We start from the raw sequence: 17207 nt of genomic DNA, 5'->3' as shown, positions 1-17207 counted from the left end.
GCCGGCTGTTTTTCTTTCTAATGATTATTGCAGGCGTGCGTCGCGCACCAGCGTATATTTTCCGGCACCCAGGAACAGGATGGCCAGCGCGCCCAGCAGGTAAAGCGCTTCCGTTTCCAGCGACCAGGCGCCGACATCGGTGCGATGCCAGAGTGCGCCCATTTTCACCAGCAGCGTTGCGACTACCATGTTAACGGCAATGATAAAGGCCGCCGGGCGCGTAAGCAGGCCAACGATGACCATGATGGGTGCCACAATTTCCCCGATGTAAGCACCGTAAGCGATGAAACCTGGCATGCCTTTGACGCTGAGCAGATGGGCGATCCAGCCGACGCCATGAATCGCCTTAAACTCGCCATGAAACAGCAACAGCCCGCCGAAGGTTAAGCGTAACAGCAATTTACCGAAATCCGGGTGATCGCTCATCCGGGTGAACAGCTGATTGATGCCAGCAAACATCGCGTCTCTCCGTCACGCCAGGTTAACTTGCAACCATAAAACAGAATGCGCCGCTGCAGTTAACCAAAAAATTTGATGAAGTTGTTCAATGAATCGGTCGCTTATTCGGCTTAATCTGCAAATGCTTGCAGAACATAGACATTCCACTGAGGCCTGCAAATAATGGAATCAGGCTTTACCAGGAACCCGCAATGAAAAATGAACGACGTCTGAGGATCATGACGGCAGAAGGTGAACTCAGAGGCCTGATGGATGATGAACTGTTTACCTTTAAAGGAATACCTTATGCAGCGCCGCCGGTTGGCGCACTGCGCTGGCGTCCGCCGCAGCCGGTGGTACCGTGGCAAACGCTGCGCGATGCCACCGCGTGGGGCGATGCCAGCTGGCAAAATCGTGACTACTGCGTGGCGGCCGGCGGCGGCGATCCGGGCCGCTTCAGCGAAGATTGCCTCTATCTGAATGTCTGGACGCCCGATGTCGAACCCGCCACGCCGTTACCGGTGATGGTATGGCTGCACGGCGGTGGCTTCAGCATCGGTGCCGGCAGCCTTGATCCCTATCGCGGCAAAGCGCTGGCAGCGCAGGGCGTGGTGGTGGTGACACTCAATTACCGCCTTGGCCATTTCGGCTTTTTCGCGCATCCGGCGCTCGACGCCCAGTATCCGCCGGGCAAGGTGGTCAATAATTTTGCGCTGCTGGATCAGATTGCCGCGCTGCAGTGGATTCAGCGCAACATTCCGGCGTTTGGCGGCGATCGCCATAACGTCACGCTGTTTGGCGAATCGTCCGGCGCGCGCAGCGTACTGTCGCTGTGCTGCTCGCCGCTGGCCGAAGGACTGTTTCATAAGGGCATCGTGCAAAGTGCCTACAGCCTGCCGGACGTGCCGCATAAGCAGGCGCAGCAAACCGGCCTGCAGGTGGCAGCGCATTTCAATCTGGCCGCGGATGCCAGTGCGGAGCAGCTGCGCGCACTGCCGGCCGACAGTTTCTGGCCGCTGGAGCGACCGCTGGCGCTGGGGCCGGTGGCCATCAGCGGCGATGCGGTGCTACCCAGACCGATGCTCGACACCTTTATGGCGGGTAAACAGCATCGCGTGCCATTGATGATTGGCAGCAACAGCGATGAAGCCAGCGTGCTGGACTACTTCGGCGTGGATGCCCGCAGCGTGTTACAACAACTGCGCAGCAAAAGTCGCCTGAGTTATCGCCTGCTGAAGTGGCTGTACGATATCCATGATGACAGCCTGCTGGGGCGCGCGGTGGCGCGCGACATGGCGTTTACCGTCATGCCGCTGCTGGTGGCGCAGTCGCAGCACAGCATCGGCATGCCTGCGTGGCGTTACTGGTTTGATTATGTGTCAGAAAACGCGCGTCATCTCTACCCGCACGGCACCTGGCACGGCAACGAAATTCCTTATGTCTTTAATACGCTCGCGACGCTGCCGCCGCCGGGTGACTGGCATTACAGCGCCAGCGATATCGCCTTTGCCGGCCGCGTCAGCGCCTGGTGGGTGGCCTTTGCGCGGGATGCCAGTGAGTTCAGCCATCGGCTGCGGCTCGACGGGGAGCCTGACTGGCCGGTGTGGCGGCCGGGTGAAGATTTGACTCTCGCTTTTGGCCACGACGGTAAAGCGGAATCGGTGCTGAAGGCGCGATTTATGCGCGGCCGTCTGCGTCTGTTTCGCCTGATGATGCGCAGCCACGTTAAACTTTAATAAGCCTGCTAATCATGTAAAAACATCAATGTTTTTTTAAGGCAAATTGGCCGCTATCTGCCTGATTTTACGACCGCTCAGCCGCCCCGCGCGGCACCCCATCCTGCAATTAATTAGCTTACAAAACATTTATCTTTTCCCGGTTCGCTGCCGATAAATACCCTAAGCCCTGTTTTATCCGGGCTGCCAGCGTTCACACCAGGGGATTATGTATGGGTATGTTAAAAAACTTCACGATTCGCGCCGTTATGCTGACCATTCTCGGGCTTTTCTGCCTGTTATGGTGTGGCGTAGGGCTGTTCAGCGTCCACTCGCTGAATGCGCTCGGCGAGGGTAACGAGATTGATCGTCAGCTGGTAAACCAGATGACGGCGCTCAGCAAAGGCAACGATCAATATTTCCGCGTGGTCACGCGTCTGTCGCGGGTGATGGAAGGCCGCACCGCCGGTAACGCGCCGACCGCAGAAGCGTTCGCGCCGGTGCAGCAGGCGCTGGATAACATGAAACAGCAGTTAAGCCAGTTCAAAGCCATGGCGCCGGGGCCGATGGACAGCGAGACGGTGAACAATGTGATCAGCAGCTGGCAGAAACTGCTGGATGAGGGGATCGCACCACAGGTGGCGCTGGCGCAGCAGGCTTCACTGGATGCATGGCGCGCGCAGGCCAACAATGTCACGCCGCCGCTGAGCCGGGCGTTTGGTGCCAGCGCAGAAGCGTTTAATCAGGCCGCCAGCAGCAAGCTGGATGAGACCCGCGTGACCGTGGATACGCTTACCAGCATGACCAAAGTGATTATTGTGTCGGCGGTGGTGTTCGGCTTATTGATTCTGCTGTTCACTGACCGTTACCTGGTGACGATGCTGGTGAAACCGCTGGATCGCATCCGTAACCATTTCACGGTGATTGCGCAGGGCGATCTCAGCCAGCCGGTGGAAGAATTTGGCCGCAACTGCGTCGGCAAACTGGTGCCACTGCTGCGGGCGATGCAGGACAGCCTGCGTGAAGCCGTCAGCGCCATCCGCAGCGGCACGGAGAACATCTATCGCGGCGCGGCAGAAATTTCAGCCGGCAATAACGATCTTTCATCGCGTACCGAAGAGCAGGCGGCCGCGCTGGAACAGACCGCGGCCAGCATGGAGCAACTGACCGCCACGGTGAAATTCAACGCCGACAACGCACGTCAGGCCAGCGCGCTGGCGGAGACCGCCACCGGCACCGCGCAGCAGGGCGGCCGTCTGGTTGGCGAAGTGGTGACCACCATGCAGGGCATTTCCGGCAGTTCGAAAAAGATTGCCGAAATCACCAGCGTGATCAACGGCATCGCCTTCCAGACCAACATCCTGGCGCTCAACGCGGCAGTCGAAGCGGCGCGTGCCGGTGAGCAGGGGCGCGGCTTTGCCGTGGTGGCCAGCGAAGTGCGCAACCTGGCGCAACGCAGCGCCGGCGCCGCAAAAGAGATCGCCACGCTGATTGAAGATTCAGTATCACGCGTTGAAAAGGGCTCGGAGCTGGTCAGCAGCGCCGGCAGCACCATGCATGACATTCTGAAGTCGGTGCAGGATGTGAACGAGATCATGAAGCACATCGCTGCCGCGTCGGAAGAGCAGAGCAAAGGGATTTCGCAGGTCGGCACCGCCGTCACTGAAATGGACAGCGTCACCCAGCAGAACGCGTCGCTGGTGGAGCAGGTGTCGGCGGCGGCCAGCGCGCTGGAGCGTCAGACCGAAGAGCTGCAGGCGTCGGTGGCGAAGTTCCGTCTGTCCGACAGCGCGCCGCGCGCGCAGGCTGTGGCATCCACTGCCGCGCCTGCGCTGCGCCGGCCGGTATTATCTGCCGCCGCAGGCGCTCAGGGTAAACCCGCCAGCAGTGAAGAGTGGGTTTCATTCTGAGGCTGACACAACCACGCCACCAGCTGCGGCAAAAACGGTGGCGCATCTTTTTCCGCCCGCTGTAACAGGCTGTAGCTCGCCCCGGTTGCCACATTCGCGGCAAACGGGGCGATTAACCGCCCATTCGCCAAATCATTCTCCACCAGCGTAATATCCGCCACCGTCACGCCAAATCCCTGAATCGCCGCGCTGATCGCCAAATCCATGGTGGCGAAATGCTGATTGCGCGCCATCGGCAGCTGCTCCGCCTGGCCGGACAGCCACAGCTGCCAGTCGCGCGTATCGCCGGTCGGATGCAGGAAGGTGAATTTGGCCAGTTCGCTGACATGGCGCGGTGCCGGCACGCTGCTGGCCAGCACCGGCGTCAGGCGCTCGGCAAACAGCGGAATGGCACCGGCAGGCGGCGTGCCGAATACAATTGCCGCATCAAAGTTTTCCAGCTGCGACGCGTGATCGAGCGTGGTGGTCAGCGCCACGTGAATGTCTGGCCGCTGCTGCTCCAGCGCCACCAGACGCGGCACCAGCCAGCGCATGGCGCAGGTCGGGGCTTTAAGCCGAATCGAGGCATTGCTGCGGCTGGCTTTCTCTGTGGCATTTATCAGCAGATTGAATCCCTGATGCAGCTCCGGCAGCAGCGCCGCGCCCTGATCGGTGAGATGCAGACCGCGCGCGTGGCGTTCAAACAGGGCAAATCCCAGCCAGCTCTCCAGCGCCGCAATTTTGCGGCTCACCGCGCCCTGAGTGATGCACAGTTCGCTGGCGGCGCGCGTCAGGTTGAGATGACGGGCAGTGACCAGAAAGGCATGAATGGCGTTGAGCGGCAGAGCAGAGCGGGACATAACGGCCTCAAGCTATGATTTTTTATCATGGCTATTATGACAACAATTCGCTTGTCGACTCAAGCGTCGCGCCGTTGAATAGAAATCTACTTCCGATACGTGGTTATGCAACATGTGGAGCAATGATGACCCTGAACAGCAGCGTGAAGCTCTCCTCCAAACAGCCGGACGTCGGCACCACCATTTTTAGCGTGATTGGCCAGCTGTCCGCACAGCATCAGGCCGTCAATCTCTCCCAGGGCGCGCCCAATTTCCCGTGTGACCCGCAGCTGGTTGAGCTGGTCAGCCAGGCGATGCGCGACGGCCATAATCAGTATGCCGCGATGACCGGTTTACCGGCGCTGCGCGAAGCGCTGGCGGAGAAGGTGCATCGCCTGTATGGCCAGCCGTACGATGCCGCCAGCGAAGTCCTGATCACCGGCAGTGCCAGTCAGGGCATCTACATGGCGATTTCGGCGCTGGTGCATCCGGGTGATGAAGTGATCTTCTTTGAGCCGGCCTTTGACAGCTACGCGCCGGTGGTGCGGTTGCAGGGCGCGACGCCGATCGGCCTCAAGCTGCAGGTGCCGGATTTTGCGATTGACTGGGACGAACTGCGTGCCGCGATCACGCCGCGTACGCGCATGATTATCATCAATACGCCACATAACCCGAGCGGACAGGTACTGAATGCCGCCGATCTCGACCAGCTGGCGGCCCTGACGCGTAATACCGACATCGTGGTATTGTCTGATGAAGTCTACGAACACATCGTGTTTGACGGCCAGACGCACTGCGGCATGGCCACGCACGCGGAACTGGCACAGCGTAGCGTGGTGGTGTCCTCCTTCGGCAAAACCTTCCACGTCACCGGCTGGCGCGTCGGCTATGCGCTGGCGCCTGCTGCGCTGATGGCGGAGATCGTCAAGGTGCATCAGTTCATGATGTACGCCGCCGATACGCCGATGCAGGTTGGCTTCGCGCAGTATCTGCAGAACCCGCAAAACTATCTGCAGCTGTCGTCGTTTTATCAGGCGAAGCGCGACCGGCTGCAGACGCTGCTGCAGGATTCACCGTTCAGGCTGTTACCGAGCGCCGGTTCGTTCTTTATGTTGGCCAGCTACGGACATTTCAGTGACGAAAGCGACAGTGAAATGGTAAAACGTCTCATCGTCGATCACGGTGTGGCTACCATTCCGCTGTCGGCGTTTTATATGGATGGCACTGACAATAAATTAATCCGCCTTTCTTTTGCTAAAGACGACGCAACGCTCGAAGCCGGCGCGCAGGCGCTGTGCCGGGTTAAAGGGTAATTAGGGGAAAATAATGAAAAAACTGAACGCACTGTTTATCGCACTGGGCATGATCACCTCCGTGCAGGCGCTGGCGCAGGAGAGCCTGCGCTACGGTCTGGAATCACAATATCCACCGTTTGAAAGCCGCAACGCGCAGGGCGAGCTGGAGGGTTTTGACATCGAACTGGGCAAAGCCATCTGCCAGGTCGGCCATTTTGACTGCAAATGGGTTGAGAGCAGCTTTGATGCGCTGATCCCGGCGCTGCAGGCGAAAAAATTTGATGCGATTAACTCGGCGATGAACATCACCGAGGCGCGGGCGAAAAGTATCGACTTCACCAACCCGATCTACCGCATTCCCACCATGCTGATCGTGAAGCAGGGCGAGAAACTCGAGCCGACGGCGGCGTCGCTGAAAGGTAAAAATATTGGCGTGCTGCAGGGCTCGATCCAGGAAACCTACGCTAAAAAGCACTGGGAATCCCAGGGCGTGACGGTGACGTCGTATCAGGATCAGAACCAGGTTTACAACGACATGGTCGCTGGCCGTCTTGACGGTACGCTGGTGATGTCCGCCGCCGGTCAGTCTGGTTTCCTCGATAAGCCGCAGGGCAAAGGTTTCGCCTTCGCCGGTAAGCCGGTGGAAGACGACACCATTCTCGGTTCCGGCATTGGTTTCGGTCTGCGCAAAGGCGATAGCAAGCTGAAAGGTGAACTGGATGCGGCCATCGCCAAAGTCCAGGCCGACGGCACCGTCACTAAACTGGCGGCGAAATTCTTCCCGGGCATTGACGTCAGCGTCAGCAAATAAGCGGGTATCAGCCTGACCGGCAGTTGCCGGTCAGGCAGTCTCAACGTTTCTCTGCAACCGCGCTTATCGGGCTGCCAGATAACACAGCGCTTCCGCCACCTGATACGACTTCACAAATGACGGGATCGGCAGGAATTCAAAGCGCGAATGGAAATTGTGCGCGCCGGTGAAGAAATTCGGCGTCAGTAACCCTTTGGCCGACAGCGCAGACCCATCGGTGCCGCCGCGCATCGGAATCACTTTAGGTTCCACGCCCACCTGCTGCAGCGCAGCAAAAATCAGATCGATTGCCCGCCGGTCCTCACCTATCGCGTTACTGATGTTGCTATAGATATCATTGATCTTCAGCGCGACGTGACCAGTCGGATAGTGCGCGGCGATCTGATCGGCGACCTCCACCAGCTGCTGCTTCTTCGCATCAAAACCCTTCAAATCGAAATCGCGAATCGACGCTTTCAATACCGCCTGGCTGGCATTGGCCTGCATATCATTGAACCAGATATAGCCTTCGCGCCCGGCGGTATGCTCGGGCGTGGCAAGCCGGTCGAAGCGGGCGATGAAGTCGTGCGCCATCAGCAGCGGATTCACCAGCACGCCTTTGCCCGACATGGGATGCGCCGGTACGCCGGTGAAGGTAATTTCAGCGGAGGCGCCGTTGAAGCACTCATACACCACTTCGCCCAGCTCGCAGCAGTCGATGGTCCAGGCGAAATCGACGTTAAAGCGCGTCTCCAGGTCCAGTGCCTTGGCGCCGCGCAGGCCGATCTCTTCATCCGGCACAAACGCCACCACCACATCACCGTGCTCGCCACGCAGGTTCTCCACCAGCGTCATCACCACGCTGACTGCCGCTTTGTTGTCGGCCCCCAGCACGCTGGTGCCGTCGCTGAACACAATCTCCTGACCGACATACGGCAGGATTTCCGGATGCTCCGCCACCCGCAACCAGATGTCCTGCTGCGCATTCAGACACAGATCCGCGCCCTCAAAGCGCAGGGTTTGCGGATGGATATCCGGCGATAGCCCGACATCGACGGTATCAATATGGGTGATAAAGCCCACGCGCGGCGCGCCAGGCCGGTTGCCTGGTTTCACGGCGGTCACCGTGGCATGCTGATCAATCACCACATCCTGCAGACCGAGATCGCGCAACTCCTGCGCCAGCAGTTCCGCCATGGCGTGTTGCGACGGCGTACTGGGCAGCGTGCTGGATTTGGCATCGCTCTGGCTGGAGACCGCCAGATAACGGTAAAAACGCTGGGTCAGCTGACGGGCAAGTTGGTCTGTCATCACAATTCCTTATTAGCTTTGCGCCACTGGAGATACGCCAGACGGCTAAATCATGTTATTTATGAAATAAATACCGATGCTGGCTCATGGAAGTCAATAAAAAGCGAGAAGACGATGAAAAAGATGATAGGAAAACTGGCGCTTAGCGCACTGGGGTTAGCGGTTGCAGGCGGCGTCTCGGCGAAGACGCTGGTTTACTGTTCTGAAGGCTCGCCGGAGAACTTCAACCCGCAGCTCTATACCTCCGGTACCAGCGTGGACGCCAGCGCCGTGCCGATTTTTAACCGCCTGGTGGATTTCAAACCGGGCACCACCGAGCTGGTGCCCAGCCTGGCGGAGCGCTGGGAGATCAGCCCGGACGGCAAGGTCTATACCTTCCATCTGCGCAAAGGGGTTAAGTTCCAGAGCAATAAACTTTTTACGCCGTCGCGCGATCTCAACGCCGACGACGTGATCTTCTCGTTTATGCGCCAGCTGGATACGAAAAACCCGTATCACACCGTTTCGGGCGGTAACTATGCCAACTTTGAAAGCCTCGAGCTGGCAAAACTGATCACCCGTATCGATAAGGTGGATGATCTGACAGTGCGGATTACGCTGGCCCATGCCGAAGCGCCGTTTCTCGCCGATCTGGCGTGGTATTTCGCCTCGATTCACTCGGCGGAATATGCCGACCAGATGCTGAAAGCCGGTACGCCAGAAAAAGTGGACATGCAGCCGATTGGCACCGGACCGTTTGAGCTGGTGCAGTATCAAAAAGATTCCCGCATTCTCTACAAAGCCTTCCCGCAGTACTGGCAGGGCAAGGCCAAAATCGATCGTCTGGTGTTTTCCATCACCCCGGACGCCTCGGTGCGCTATGCCAAACTGGAGAAAAACGAGTGCCAGGTAATGCCGTTCCCTAATCCGGCCGATCTCGACAACATGCGCCACAACCCGAACATCACGCTGGAACAGAAATCTGGCCTCAACACCGGTTTCCTGTCGTTCAACACCACCAAAGCCCCGCTGGACAACGTGAAAGTGCGCCAGGCGCTGGCGATGGCCATCAATAAGCAGGCGATCATTGATGCCATCTTCAAAGGTACCGGCACGGTGGCGAAAAATATTCTGCCGCCGGATGTGTGGAGTGCTGATAAAGATCTGCAGGATTACGCCTACGATCCGCAACAGGCCAAAGCGCTGCTGCAGCAGGCCGGCATTCAGCCGGGCACCGAAATTTCGCTGTGGGCGATGCCGGTCCAGCGGCCGTATAACCCCAACGCCCGCCGCATGGCTGAGATGATTCAGGCCGACTGGGCAAAAGTGGGCATCAAAGCCAACATCGTCAGCTATGAGTGGGGCGAATACCTGAAGCGCGTCAAGGGCGGCGAGCATCAGGCGGCGCTGATGGGCTGGACCACCGCCACCGGCGATCCGGATAACTTCTTCGGGCCATTGTACAGCTGCACCTCGGCGAACGGCGGCTCCAACTCGTCCAAATGGTGCTATGCGCCGTTTGAGAAAATCATCACCGAGGCGCGCGCCGAGCAAAATCACGACAAGCGCGTGGCGTTGTACCGCGAGGCGCAGCAGATGATGCATGACCAGATGCCGGCGGTAATGATTGCGCACTCAACGATTTTCGAGCCGGTGCGTAAATCGGTCAGCGGCTACCAGGTGGATCCGTTCGGCAAGCACATCTTCTATCCGGTGGATATCACGCCTTAATCGCAGCGGACAGCGCGCTGAGCTGCTGTTGCAGAAAGGTCAGAAACAGAGTCAGGGCGGCGCTGCGGGGTCGCCCTGACTGCGTCTGCAGCTGCAGCGTACGCTGGCTCAGCTGATCGATATTGACCGCGCGCATCACCAGACCCTGCTGCTGCGCTTCCTCCAGGGTAAAACTGCTGCAAATGGTCACCGCCAGCGGCGTGCGCAGTAAAAAATGGAACAGGGTGGAGAAATTGTCGCAGGTCAGCACCGGTTCAATCAGGTGGCCACTCATGTGGCTGGCCAGCTCAAACAGCTGGCGTACCGTGGTGTTTTGCTGCGGTAGTGCCAGCGGATAGTGGCTGAGATCGGCCAGCGCCACCTGCGGCACGCCCGCCAGCGGATGGCTGTCATGCATCACCAGCAGCACCGGCGCCGGCCATGAGCCCACCACCTCAACCGCACGTTCCGCGTGCAGGCTGAATTGCAATGCCACATCGCACTCGCCGCTGCGCAACAGTTCAGCCACGCCCTGTGCGCTCGCCACCCGGACGTCAAACAGCACGCCGGGATGATCGCGGCGAAAGGCGGCAATCAGCCGGGGCAGCAGGGTAAACGCCAGCCCGTCGGTGCAGGCGACACGAATCAGCGTGCGCCGCACCGCCTTCAGGCCTTTGATCTCCGCCAGCGCATACTCCATATCCAGCAGATTTTTGCGCACGTGATGGGCAAAAATCTCGCCGGCCTCGGTCAGCACCATGCCGCGCGCATGACGCGCAAACAGCATCACGCCCAGCTGCTGCTCCAGCCGCTGAATTTGACGGCTGATGGCAGAGACCGCCACAAACAGCTGGGCGCTGGCCGCGCTGAGCGAACCGCAATCGGCTACCGCGAGAAAATAACGCATTTCCGTGCTTAACATGCCATGGCCTCCGTCTGTGCCTGCCTCGAAATCGGGCAACGCAGCTTTGCTTTAAAGGCAAATCTTACTCGATAAATTGATAATTGTGGCAAAGCTGCCTTTCCGCAAAGATGAAAAAACAGCAGACCTATAACAGGCAGGGCAAACATGACAGCACAACAGGCGGTTCAGCAGGCCACCGCATATTTCGACAGCGGGGAATTTCAACGTATCCTGGCGCGCCGCGTGGCATGGCGCACCGAGAGCCAGCGCGACGATCGCGATGCGGCGCTGCAGGACTATTTGCAGCAGGAGATTGCGCCGCAACTTCAGGCGCTGGGCTTCACGCTACAGCTCATCGATAACCCGCACGCCGCCGGCCGGCCATTCCTCGTGGCGGTGCGCATGGAAGATCCCGCCTTACCGACCTTGCTGAGCTACGGGCACGGTGATGTGGTATTCGGCGATGACGAAAACTGGCGCAGCGGGCTGTCGCCGTGGCAGCTGACCGAAGAGGGCGATCGCTGGTACGGACGCGGCAGCGCCGACAACAAAGGTCAGCACTGCGTCAATCTTGCGGCGCTGGAGCAGGTGTACCAGGCGCGCGGCGGCCGTCTCGGCTTTAACTGCAAATGGCTGTTTGAGATGGGCGAAGAGATCAGCTCGCCGGGGCTGGCGCAGCTGTGTCAGCAGCAGGCGGAACTGTTGCAGGCTGACCTGTTCATTGCCTCAGACGGTCCGCGGCTCAACGCCGTGCGGCCGACGCTGTTCCTCGGTTCGCGCGGTGCGGTAAATTTCCGCCTGACCATCAACGCGCGTGACAATGCTTATCACTCCGGCAACTGGGGAGGACTGCTGAGCAATCCCGGCACCCGGCTGGCCAGCGCCATCGCCACGCTGGTGGACGCGCAGGGCGTGCTGCAGGTGGAGGCGCTGCGGCCCGACTCGCTGACGCCGCAGGTGCGCGCCATTCTCAGCGATATCGAGGTGGGGGGCATGCCAGGCGATCCCGCGATTGACACTAACTGGGGCGAGCCAGGCCTGACGCCTGCCGAACGCCTCTACGGCTGGAACACGCTGGAAGTGCTGTCGTTTCTCACTGGTAACCCGGCGCGCCCGATGAATGCCATTCCCGGCAGCGCGACAGCGGTGTGTCAGCTGCGTTTTGTGGTCGGTACTGACTGGCAGTTGCTGGCGCAGCACATCAGCGCGCATCTGGCGCAGCACGGCTTCCATGATGTTGAGGTTGAATTTTTGCGCGGTTCACCCGCCACGCGTCTCGATCCTGACGATCCGCTGGTGCACTGGGTGCTGAACAGCATGGCGGCAACCAGCGGCAAAAAACCGGCGCTGCTGCCCAACCTTGGGGGATCGCTGCCGAATGAGGTGTTCGCGGAAATTCTGGGCCTGCCAACGCTGTGGGTGCCGCATTCGTATCCCGCCTGCGGTCAGCATGGCGTGAATGAGCACATGCTGAAATCGATTGCCCGCGAAGGGCTGCAGATCATGACGCAGCTGCTGTGGGAGCTGGGCGAGCAGGGCACGCAATGGCTGGCGCAACACCGCGCCTGTGCGGGAGGTGGCGCATGAGCAGCCTCAGCCATAGCGCGCCGCTGAGCGGGGTGAAGCCAAACCTGCACAAAACGCTGTTTGCGACCTGCATCGGTAATGCGCTGGAGTGGTTCGACATTGCGGTATATGGCTTCTTCGCCAGCTATATCGCCCACGCCTTCTTTCCCACCAGCGATGCGTCGGTCTCGCTGCTGCTGACCTTTGGCAGTTTCGGCGTCTCCTTTCTGATTCGCCCGCTGGGCGCGGTGGTGCTGGGCAATTATGCCGATCGCCACGGGCGTAAAAAAGCGCTGCTGCTGTCGATCAACCTGATGATGCTTGGCGGAGCCATCATTACTTTTATGCCGGGCTACGACAGCATCGGCCTGCTCGCACCGCTGCTGATCCTGCTGGCGCGCCTGGTGCAGGGCTTCTCTGCCGGTGGCGAATTTGGCAGCTCTACGGCGTTTCTGGTCGAGCATTTTCCCGAGCGCAAAGCCTTTATCGCCAGCTGGCAGTTCGCCACCCAGGGCGCCAGCACGCTGATGGCCTCGGCGTTTGGTCTCGGTCTGACGCAGATCCTGAGCGAAGGCCAGATTCAGGCGTGGGGCTGGCGTATTCCGTTTGCCTTCGGCCTGCTGATTGGCCCGCTCGGGCTGTATATCCGCCGTCACGTGCACGAGCCCGCCAGCTTTGCCGCACAGACGCCGGAAGCGGCCCCGCTGAAACGGCTGTTTGGCCGGCAAAAAGCGCTGATGCTGCTGGCAATTGGCCTGATGGTGATCTCCACGGCGGTCAACTACATGCTCAACTACGTGCCGACCTACGCAACCAAAAACCTGCATCTGCCGGGCTCGGTGGCCTTTACCGCCACGCTGCTGGCCGGGGTGATTCTGACGGTAGTGACGCCGCTGATGGGATGGTGGGCGGAGCGCATTGGCCGCCTGCCGCTGATGTGGGGATCGCTCATACTGCTGATGGTCACCATCTACCCAGCCTTTCGGCTGGTAGTCAATCACACCACGCCAGCCACGCTGATTGTGCTGGTGTGCTGGATGGCGCTGCTGAAATCGATCTATTTTTCCACCGTGCCCTCGGTGATGGCGGATCTGTTCCCGATTGGTACGCGCGCCAGCGGCATGGCCATCAGCTATAACATTGCGGTTACGGTGTTTGGCGGTTTTGCACCGCTGATTTGCACGCTGCTGATCAGTGCCACTGGCACCAGTCTGGCGCCGGGCTACTACCTGATGGCGATGTCGCTCTTTAGCGGGATAGCGCTGCTGCGCAGTCAGAAACGGATACGCTAAGTGGCAACCGGTGCGCGCACTGCGCACCGGTGTTTACGCATCAGGCAAACTGCAGATAGGCGACGTGCGTTTGCAGATACTCCTCCAGCCCGTGGCGGCCATCGGCACCGCCGATGCCGGATTTGCGCCAGCCGGCATGGAACCCCTGCATCGCTTCAAAATTTTCGCGGTTAATGTAGGTTTCGCCGAATTTCAGCCGGCGCAGCGCGATCATCGCGGTGTTCAGATCGCGGGTATACAGCGATGAAGTCAGGCCATAGTCGCAGTCGTTAGCCAGCGCGATGGCTTCATCCAGCGTGTTAAAGCGCATCACCGGCAGCACCGGACCAAATATCTCCTCACGCATGATCGCCATCTCCTGACGTACCCCGGTGATGATGGTCGGTTCAAAATAAAAGCCGCGTTCACCGGCGCGTTTGCCGCCCAGCACCACTGTGCCGCCCTGCGCGACGGCGCTGGCGACCTTTTGCCCGACGCGGTCGCACGCGGCTGCGCTAATCAGCGGCCCCATATCCACATCGGCCTGCTGCGCCGGATCGCCAAATTTCACCTGCTGCATCGCCACGGTCAGGGCGCTGATAAAGCGATCGTAAATGCCGTCTTGCACATACACGCGCTCGGCGCAGTTACATACCTGACCGCTGTTAATAATGCGCGAACTGACGATAGCCCTGACGGCCAGATCGAGGTCGGCGTCGTCCATGACAATTGCCGGCGCTTTACCGCCCAACTCCAGCGACACTTTTGTCACATTCGGCGCCGCGGCGGCCATGGTGGCGATGCCGGCGTTGACGCTGCCGGTCAGGCTCACTAACCCGACTTTAGGGTTGGCGGCCAGTTCCTGTCCCACCTCCGGGCCATAGCCATAAACGATGTTAATCACTCCGGGTGGCAGGCCGAGGTCGTCGATAATGGCGGCGAACAGGGCGGCGTTGTTCGGGGTGATCTCACTCGGCTTCAGCACGATAGTGTTGCCGGTGATCAGCGCCGGTGCCGCTTTGCGCGCAATCAGGAAGAAGGGAAAATTCCACGGCAGAATGCCGGTGGTCACGCCAATCGCTTTCTTAAACACAAAGATGTTTTCGTTTGGGCGATCGCTGTTGACGATTTCCCCTTCGTAGCGTCGCGCCCATTCCGCCATGTAGTCGAGATAGTCAGCGGTAAACAGCACTTCGGTTTGCGCCAGCGCCTGGGTTTTGCCGCCCTCCGCCACGAGGGTGGCGCTCAGCTCAGGCTCGCGCTGGCGAATTGCCGTGGCGATGCGGTGCAGCCAGCCGCCGCGCGTCACCGCCGGTAACGCTTCCCAGCCGGGCTGAGCGGCTTCTGCGGCGGCAATGGCTGCCGCCGCCTGCTGTTTGCTGCCCTGGGGCACGCGTGACAGCAGGGCCTCCGTCGCCGGGTTAATCACTTCAATCCAGCTATCGTTATGCGCCTCGACAAACGCGCCATTAATGTAGTGTTGATGATGAAGGGTCATGTGCAGGGTCTCCACGCTCGGTTTTGTTAAACTGATGTGAAGGAAGAGTGAAGCAGATGAACGCTGGCGACCTTTTTATCACTGCCAGCACCGGCAGGGCGCTGGCAATAGCGGCAAGAATCACGCGACCGACGCAGCATTCTGCGTCAGTGGACCGTTTCAGGAACCGGGCATCATGGCGCCGCTGGCAATAAACCAGACCAGAAAACTGACACCGGCAACAATAATGGCGATGGGGAACAGCAGACCGATTTTCATATGCATCCTGAGCGTTAAGCGAGCTGGATTAGCGCGCGGTGGGTTTTCATCATACTGAATAGCTGAAATTGTGTCGCGTCATCGACCTGACGCAGATGTTCGCCTTTCTGATACTGAATCTGATGCACATGGCCGAGCTGACGCCACACCACAATGGCTGACGCCAGCAGCGCGCAGTTCTCTTCGCTCTGCACGCAGTCCAGCGTGGCGTAGTGAGTAGTATCTAAGCCATTAATGAACACATTCAGCGCCTCGGGCGGCACGATGGCGCGGATGTCATCCAGCATCACGCGGCTCACCGCCTGCGACAGCACCAGCGTTAACCGTTTGCTCTTCATCTCAATCCCTGGTTCCGATGATTTTTCCCACGTTATACGGATTTAACCCCGTCGGGGGAAGTGCTTCGCGCAGCTTTGTGTGAGTGCCATGTTAAGCGCCGCGCTGGCAACAGAGGAAAAACTGTGCCGATCAACACAACATAAATCAAAAATATGCCGAATAATAAGCAACTTAAAGAACTTATCCGGCAAACAGCGGCAAATGCGAATTTGTGATCCTTATGTTGCATACCCCCCCGATTTTGCCAGTCAGCCTGGCTTTACGGCAACCATCCAAAGGCTGAGTCCACGCAGTGCGCCATAGACTGCCACTAATCGGAAACCGCAGGTGTTTCCGTCTGGCCTCAACCTTACGAAGGAATAACAATGAACAGTGCCATTCTTGCAGGTCTCTTCTGGCATCTGGTGGGTGCCGCCAGCGCCGCCTGTTTTTATGCTCCGTTTAAACAGGTTAAAAGGTGGTCATGGGAAACCATGTGGTCGGTCGGCGGCGTGATGTCGTGGCTGATTCTGCCCTGGGCAGTCAGTGCCGCGCTGTTACCGAACTTCTGGGCGTACTACAGCAGTTTCAGTTTATCGCAGCTGCTGCCGGTGTTTCTGTTTGGTGCCATGTGGGGCATCGGCAACATCAACTATGGTCTGACTATGCGCTATCTGGGGATGTCGATGGGGATTGGCATCGCCATTGGCATTACGCTGGTAGTGGGGACGCTGATGACGCCGCTGTTGCAGGGCCGATTCGTTGAACTGTTCAGCTCCGCCGGCGGCCGGATGACGCTGCTGGGCGTGCTGGTTGCGCTGCTGGGTGTGGCGATTGTGTCACGTGCCGGACTGCTAAAGGAGCGGGCGCTGGGGATCAACGCTGAAGATTTCAACCTGAAGAAAGGCCTGGTGCTGGCGGTGCTGTGCGGCATCTTCTCTGCCGGCATGTCATTTGCCATGGATGCGGCAAAGCCGATGCATGAAGCCGCTGCCAGTCTGGGCATCAATCCGCTGTATGTGGCATTGCCGAGTTACGTGGTGATTATGGGCGGTGGCGCGCTGATCAACCTGGCGTACTGCTTTATCCGCCTGGCGGTGAAGCCGGAGCTTTCGCTGCGCCGCGATTTTTCCGTGGCAAAACCGCTGCTGATCGCCAACATCGCCTTCGCCGTGCTGGGGGGAACCATGTGGTATCTGCAGTTCTTCTTCTATGCCTGGGGCCACGCAAAAATTCCCCCGCAGTACGACTTCGTAAGCTGGATGCTGCACATGAGCCTGTACGTGCTGTGCGGCGGCCTGGTGGGACTGGTGCTGAAGGAGTGGAAATCGGTGGGGCGTCGACCGGTGAGCGTGTTGTCGATTGGCTGCGTGGTAATCATTATCGCGGCAAACATTGTCGGTCTCGGTATGGCCGCCTGATAACG

15 protein-coding genes are annotated in these 17207 nt (G+C 59.3%); 8 read left to right on the top strand and 7 right to left on the bottom strand.

The genetic code is table 11. The features are described 5' to 3' along the window. Positions 1-24: 24 nt before the first annotated feature. On the bottom strand, positions 25-459 hold the full coding sequence (locus K7H94_RS09725) for a DoxX family protein (RefSeq protein ID WP_058769762.1): 435 nt from the start codon (positions 457-459) through the stop codon (positions 25-27). 191 nt (positions 460-650) lie between these two features. On the opposite strand from K7H94_RS09725, the gene K7H94_RS09720 reads away from it, so the two are divergent. Next, positions 651-2174, top strand: coding sequence for a carboxylesterase/lipase family protein (locus K7H94_RS09720; RefSeq protein ID WP_211724462.1), 1524 nt, complete (start codon positions 651-653; stop codon positions 2172-2174). Positions 2175-2386: 212 nt separating this feature from the next. Beyond that, a complete protein-coding gene (locus K7H94_RS09715) occupies positions 2387-4063 on the top strand; it encodes a methyl-accepting chemotaxis protein (protein ID WP_058758510.1) in 1677 nt (558 codons plus the stop codon). Here the strand turns inward: K7H94_RS09715 and K7H94_RS09710 are convergent. Next, complete coding sequence (locus K7H94_RS09710) at positions 4021-4902, bottom strand: LysR substrate-binding domain-containing protein (RefSeq protein ID WP_222950962.1); 882 nt, start codon at positions 4900-4902, stop codon at positions 4021-4023. The genes K7H94_RS09715 and K7H94_RS09710 overlap by 43 nt on opposite strands. Before the next feature lie 125 nt (positions 4903-5027). Here K7H94_RS09710 and K7H94_RS09705 point away from each other — a divergent pair, with 125 nt between their 5' ends. Together K7H94_RS09705 and K7H94_RS09700 are read left to right on the top strand one after the other, a co-directional pair. Next, positions 5028-6194 carry a methionine aminotransferase gene (locus K7H94_RS09705; RefSeq protein WP_058774709.1) on the top strand — a complete coding sequence of 389 codons (1167 nt, stop codon included), beginning with the start codon at positions 5028-5030 and terminating at the stop codon, positions 6192-6194. Positions 6195-6207: 13 nt separating this feature from the next. Continuing rightward, entirely contained in the window at positions 6208-6987 is a 780-nt protein-coding gene (locus K7H94_RS09700) for a transporter substrate-binding domain-containing protein (RefSeq protein WP_021506096.1), read from the top strand. A 63-nt stretch (positions 6988-7050) separates the two neighbouring features. On the opposite strand, the gene pepT is transcribed toward K7H94_RS09700, so the two are convergent. Then, positions 7051-8277 carry a peptidase T gene (gene pepT / locus K7H94_RS09695; protein ID WP_058780594.1) on the bottom strand — a complete coding sequence of 409 codons (1227 nt, stop codon included), beginning with the start codon at positions 8275-8277 and terminating at the stop codon, positions 7051-7053. Positions 8278-8391: 114 nt separating this feature from the next. Here pepT and K7H94_RS09690 point away from each other — a divergent pair, with 114 nt between their 5' ends. Further along, complete coding sequence (locus K7H94_RS09690; protein ID WP_058758514.1) at positions 8392-9987, top strand: ABC transporter substrate-binding protein; 1596 nt, start codon at positions 8392-8394, stop codon at positions 9985-9987. Here the strand turns inward: K7H94_RS09690 and K7H94_RS09685 are convergent. Further along, a complete protein-coding gene (locus tag K7H94_RS09685) occupies positions 9977-10888 on the bottom strand; it encodes a LysR family transcriptional regulator (RefSeq protein ID WP_222950961.1) in 912 nt (303 codons plus the stop codon). The two genes, K7H94_RS09690 and K7H94_RS09685, sit on opposite strands and share 11 nt — an antisense overlap. A 147-nt stretch (positions 10889-11035) precedes the next feature. Here K7H94_RS09685 and K7H94_RS09680 point away from each other — a divergent pair, with 147 nt between their 5' ends. After that, positions 11036-12457 (top strand): M20 family metallopeptidase, encoded by a 1422-nt coding sequence (locus tag K7H94_RS09680; RefSeq protein ID WP_222950960.1) that lies wholly within the window; start codon positions 11036-11038, stop codon positions 12455-12457. Further along, a complete protein-coding gene (locus tag K7H94_RS09675) occupies positions 12454-13728 on the top strand; it encodes an MFS transporter (RefSeq protein WP_021506091.1) in 1275 nt (424 codons plus the stop codon). The genes K7H94_RS09680 and K7H94_RS09675 overlap by 4 nt, the downstream gene beginning before the upstream one ends. A 40-nt stretch (positions 13729-13768) precedes the next feature. Here the strand turns inward: K7H94_RS09675 and aldA are convergent, their stop codons facing one another. The 3 genes from aldA to K7H94_RS09660 form a co-directional block, all read right to left on the bottom strand. Further along, a complete protein-coding gene (gene aldA / locus K7H94_RS09670; RefSeq protein ID WP_222950959.1) occupies positions 13769-15205 on the bottom strand; it encodes an aldehyde dehydrogenase in 1437 nt (478 codons plus the stop codon). 159 nt (positions 15206-15364) lie between these two features. Further along, positions 15365-15463 (bottom strand): YoaK family small membrane protein, encoded by a 99-nt coding sequence (locus K7H94_RS09665; RefSeq protein ID WP_021313714.1) that lies wholly within the window; start codon positions 15461-15463, stop codon positions 15365-15367. A 14-nt stretch (positions 15464-15477) separates the two neighbouring features. Continuing rightward, positions 15478-15801 carry a hypothetical protein gene (locus K7H94_RS09660; protein ID WP_058780589.1) on the bottom strand — a complete coding sequence of 108 codons (324 nt, stop codon included), beginning with the start codon at positions 15799-15801 and terminating at the stop codon, positions 15478-15480. A gap of 366 nt (positions 15802-16167) precedes the next feature. Between K7H94_RS09660 and rhaT the strand changes: the two genes are divergently transcribed. Further along, on the top strand, positions 16168-17202 hold the full coding sequence (gene rhaT / locus K7H94_RS09655) for an L-rhamnose/proton symporter RhaT (protein WP_222950958.1): 1035 nt from the start codon (positions 16168-16170) through the stop codon (positions 17200-17202). Positions 17203-17207 lie beyond the last annotated feature (5 nt).

Source organism: Pantoea dispersa, assembly GCF_019890955.1.
In the GTDB taxonomy this organism is placed as follows: domain Bacteria; phylum Pseudomonadota; class Gammaproteobacteria; order Enterobacterales; family Enterobacteriaceae; genus Pantoea; species Pantoea dispersa.
Note: the sequence above shows the minus strand (reverse complement) of the source record. Positions and strands in the feature narration are given on the sequence as shown.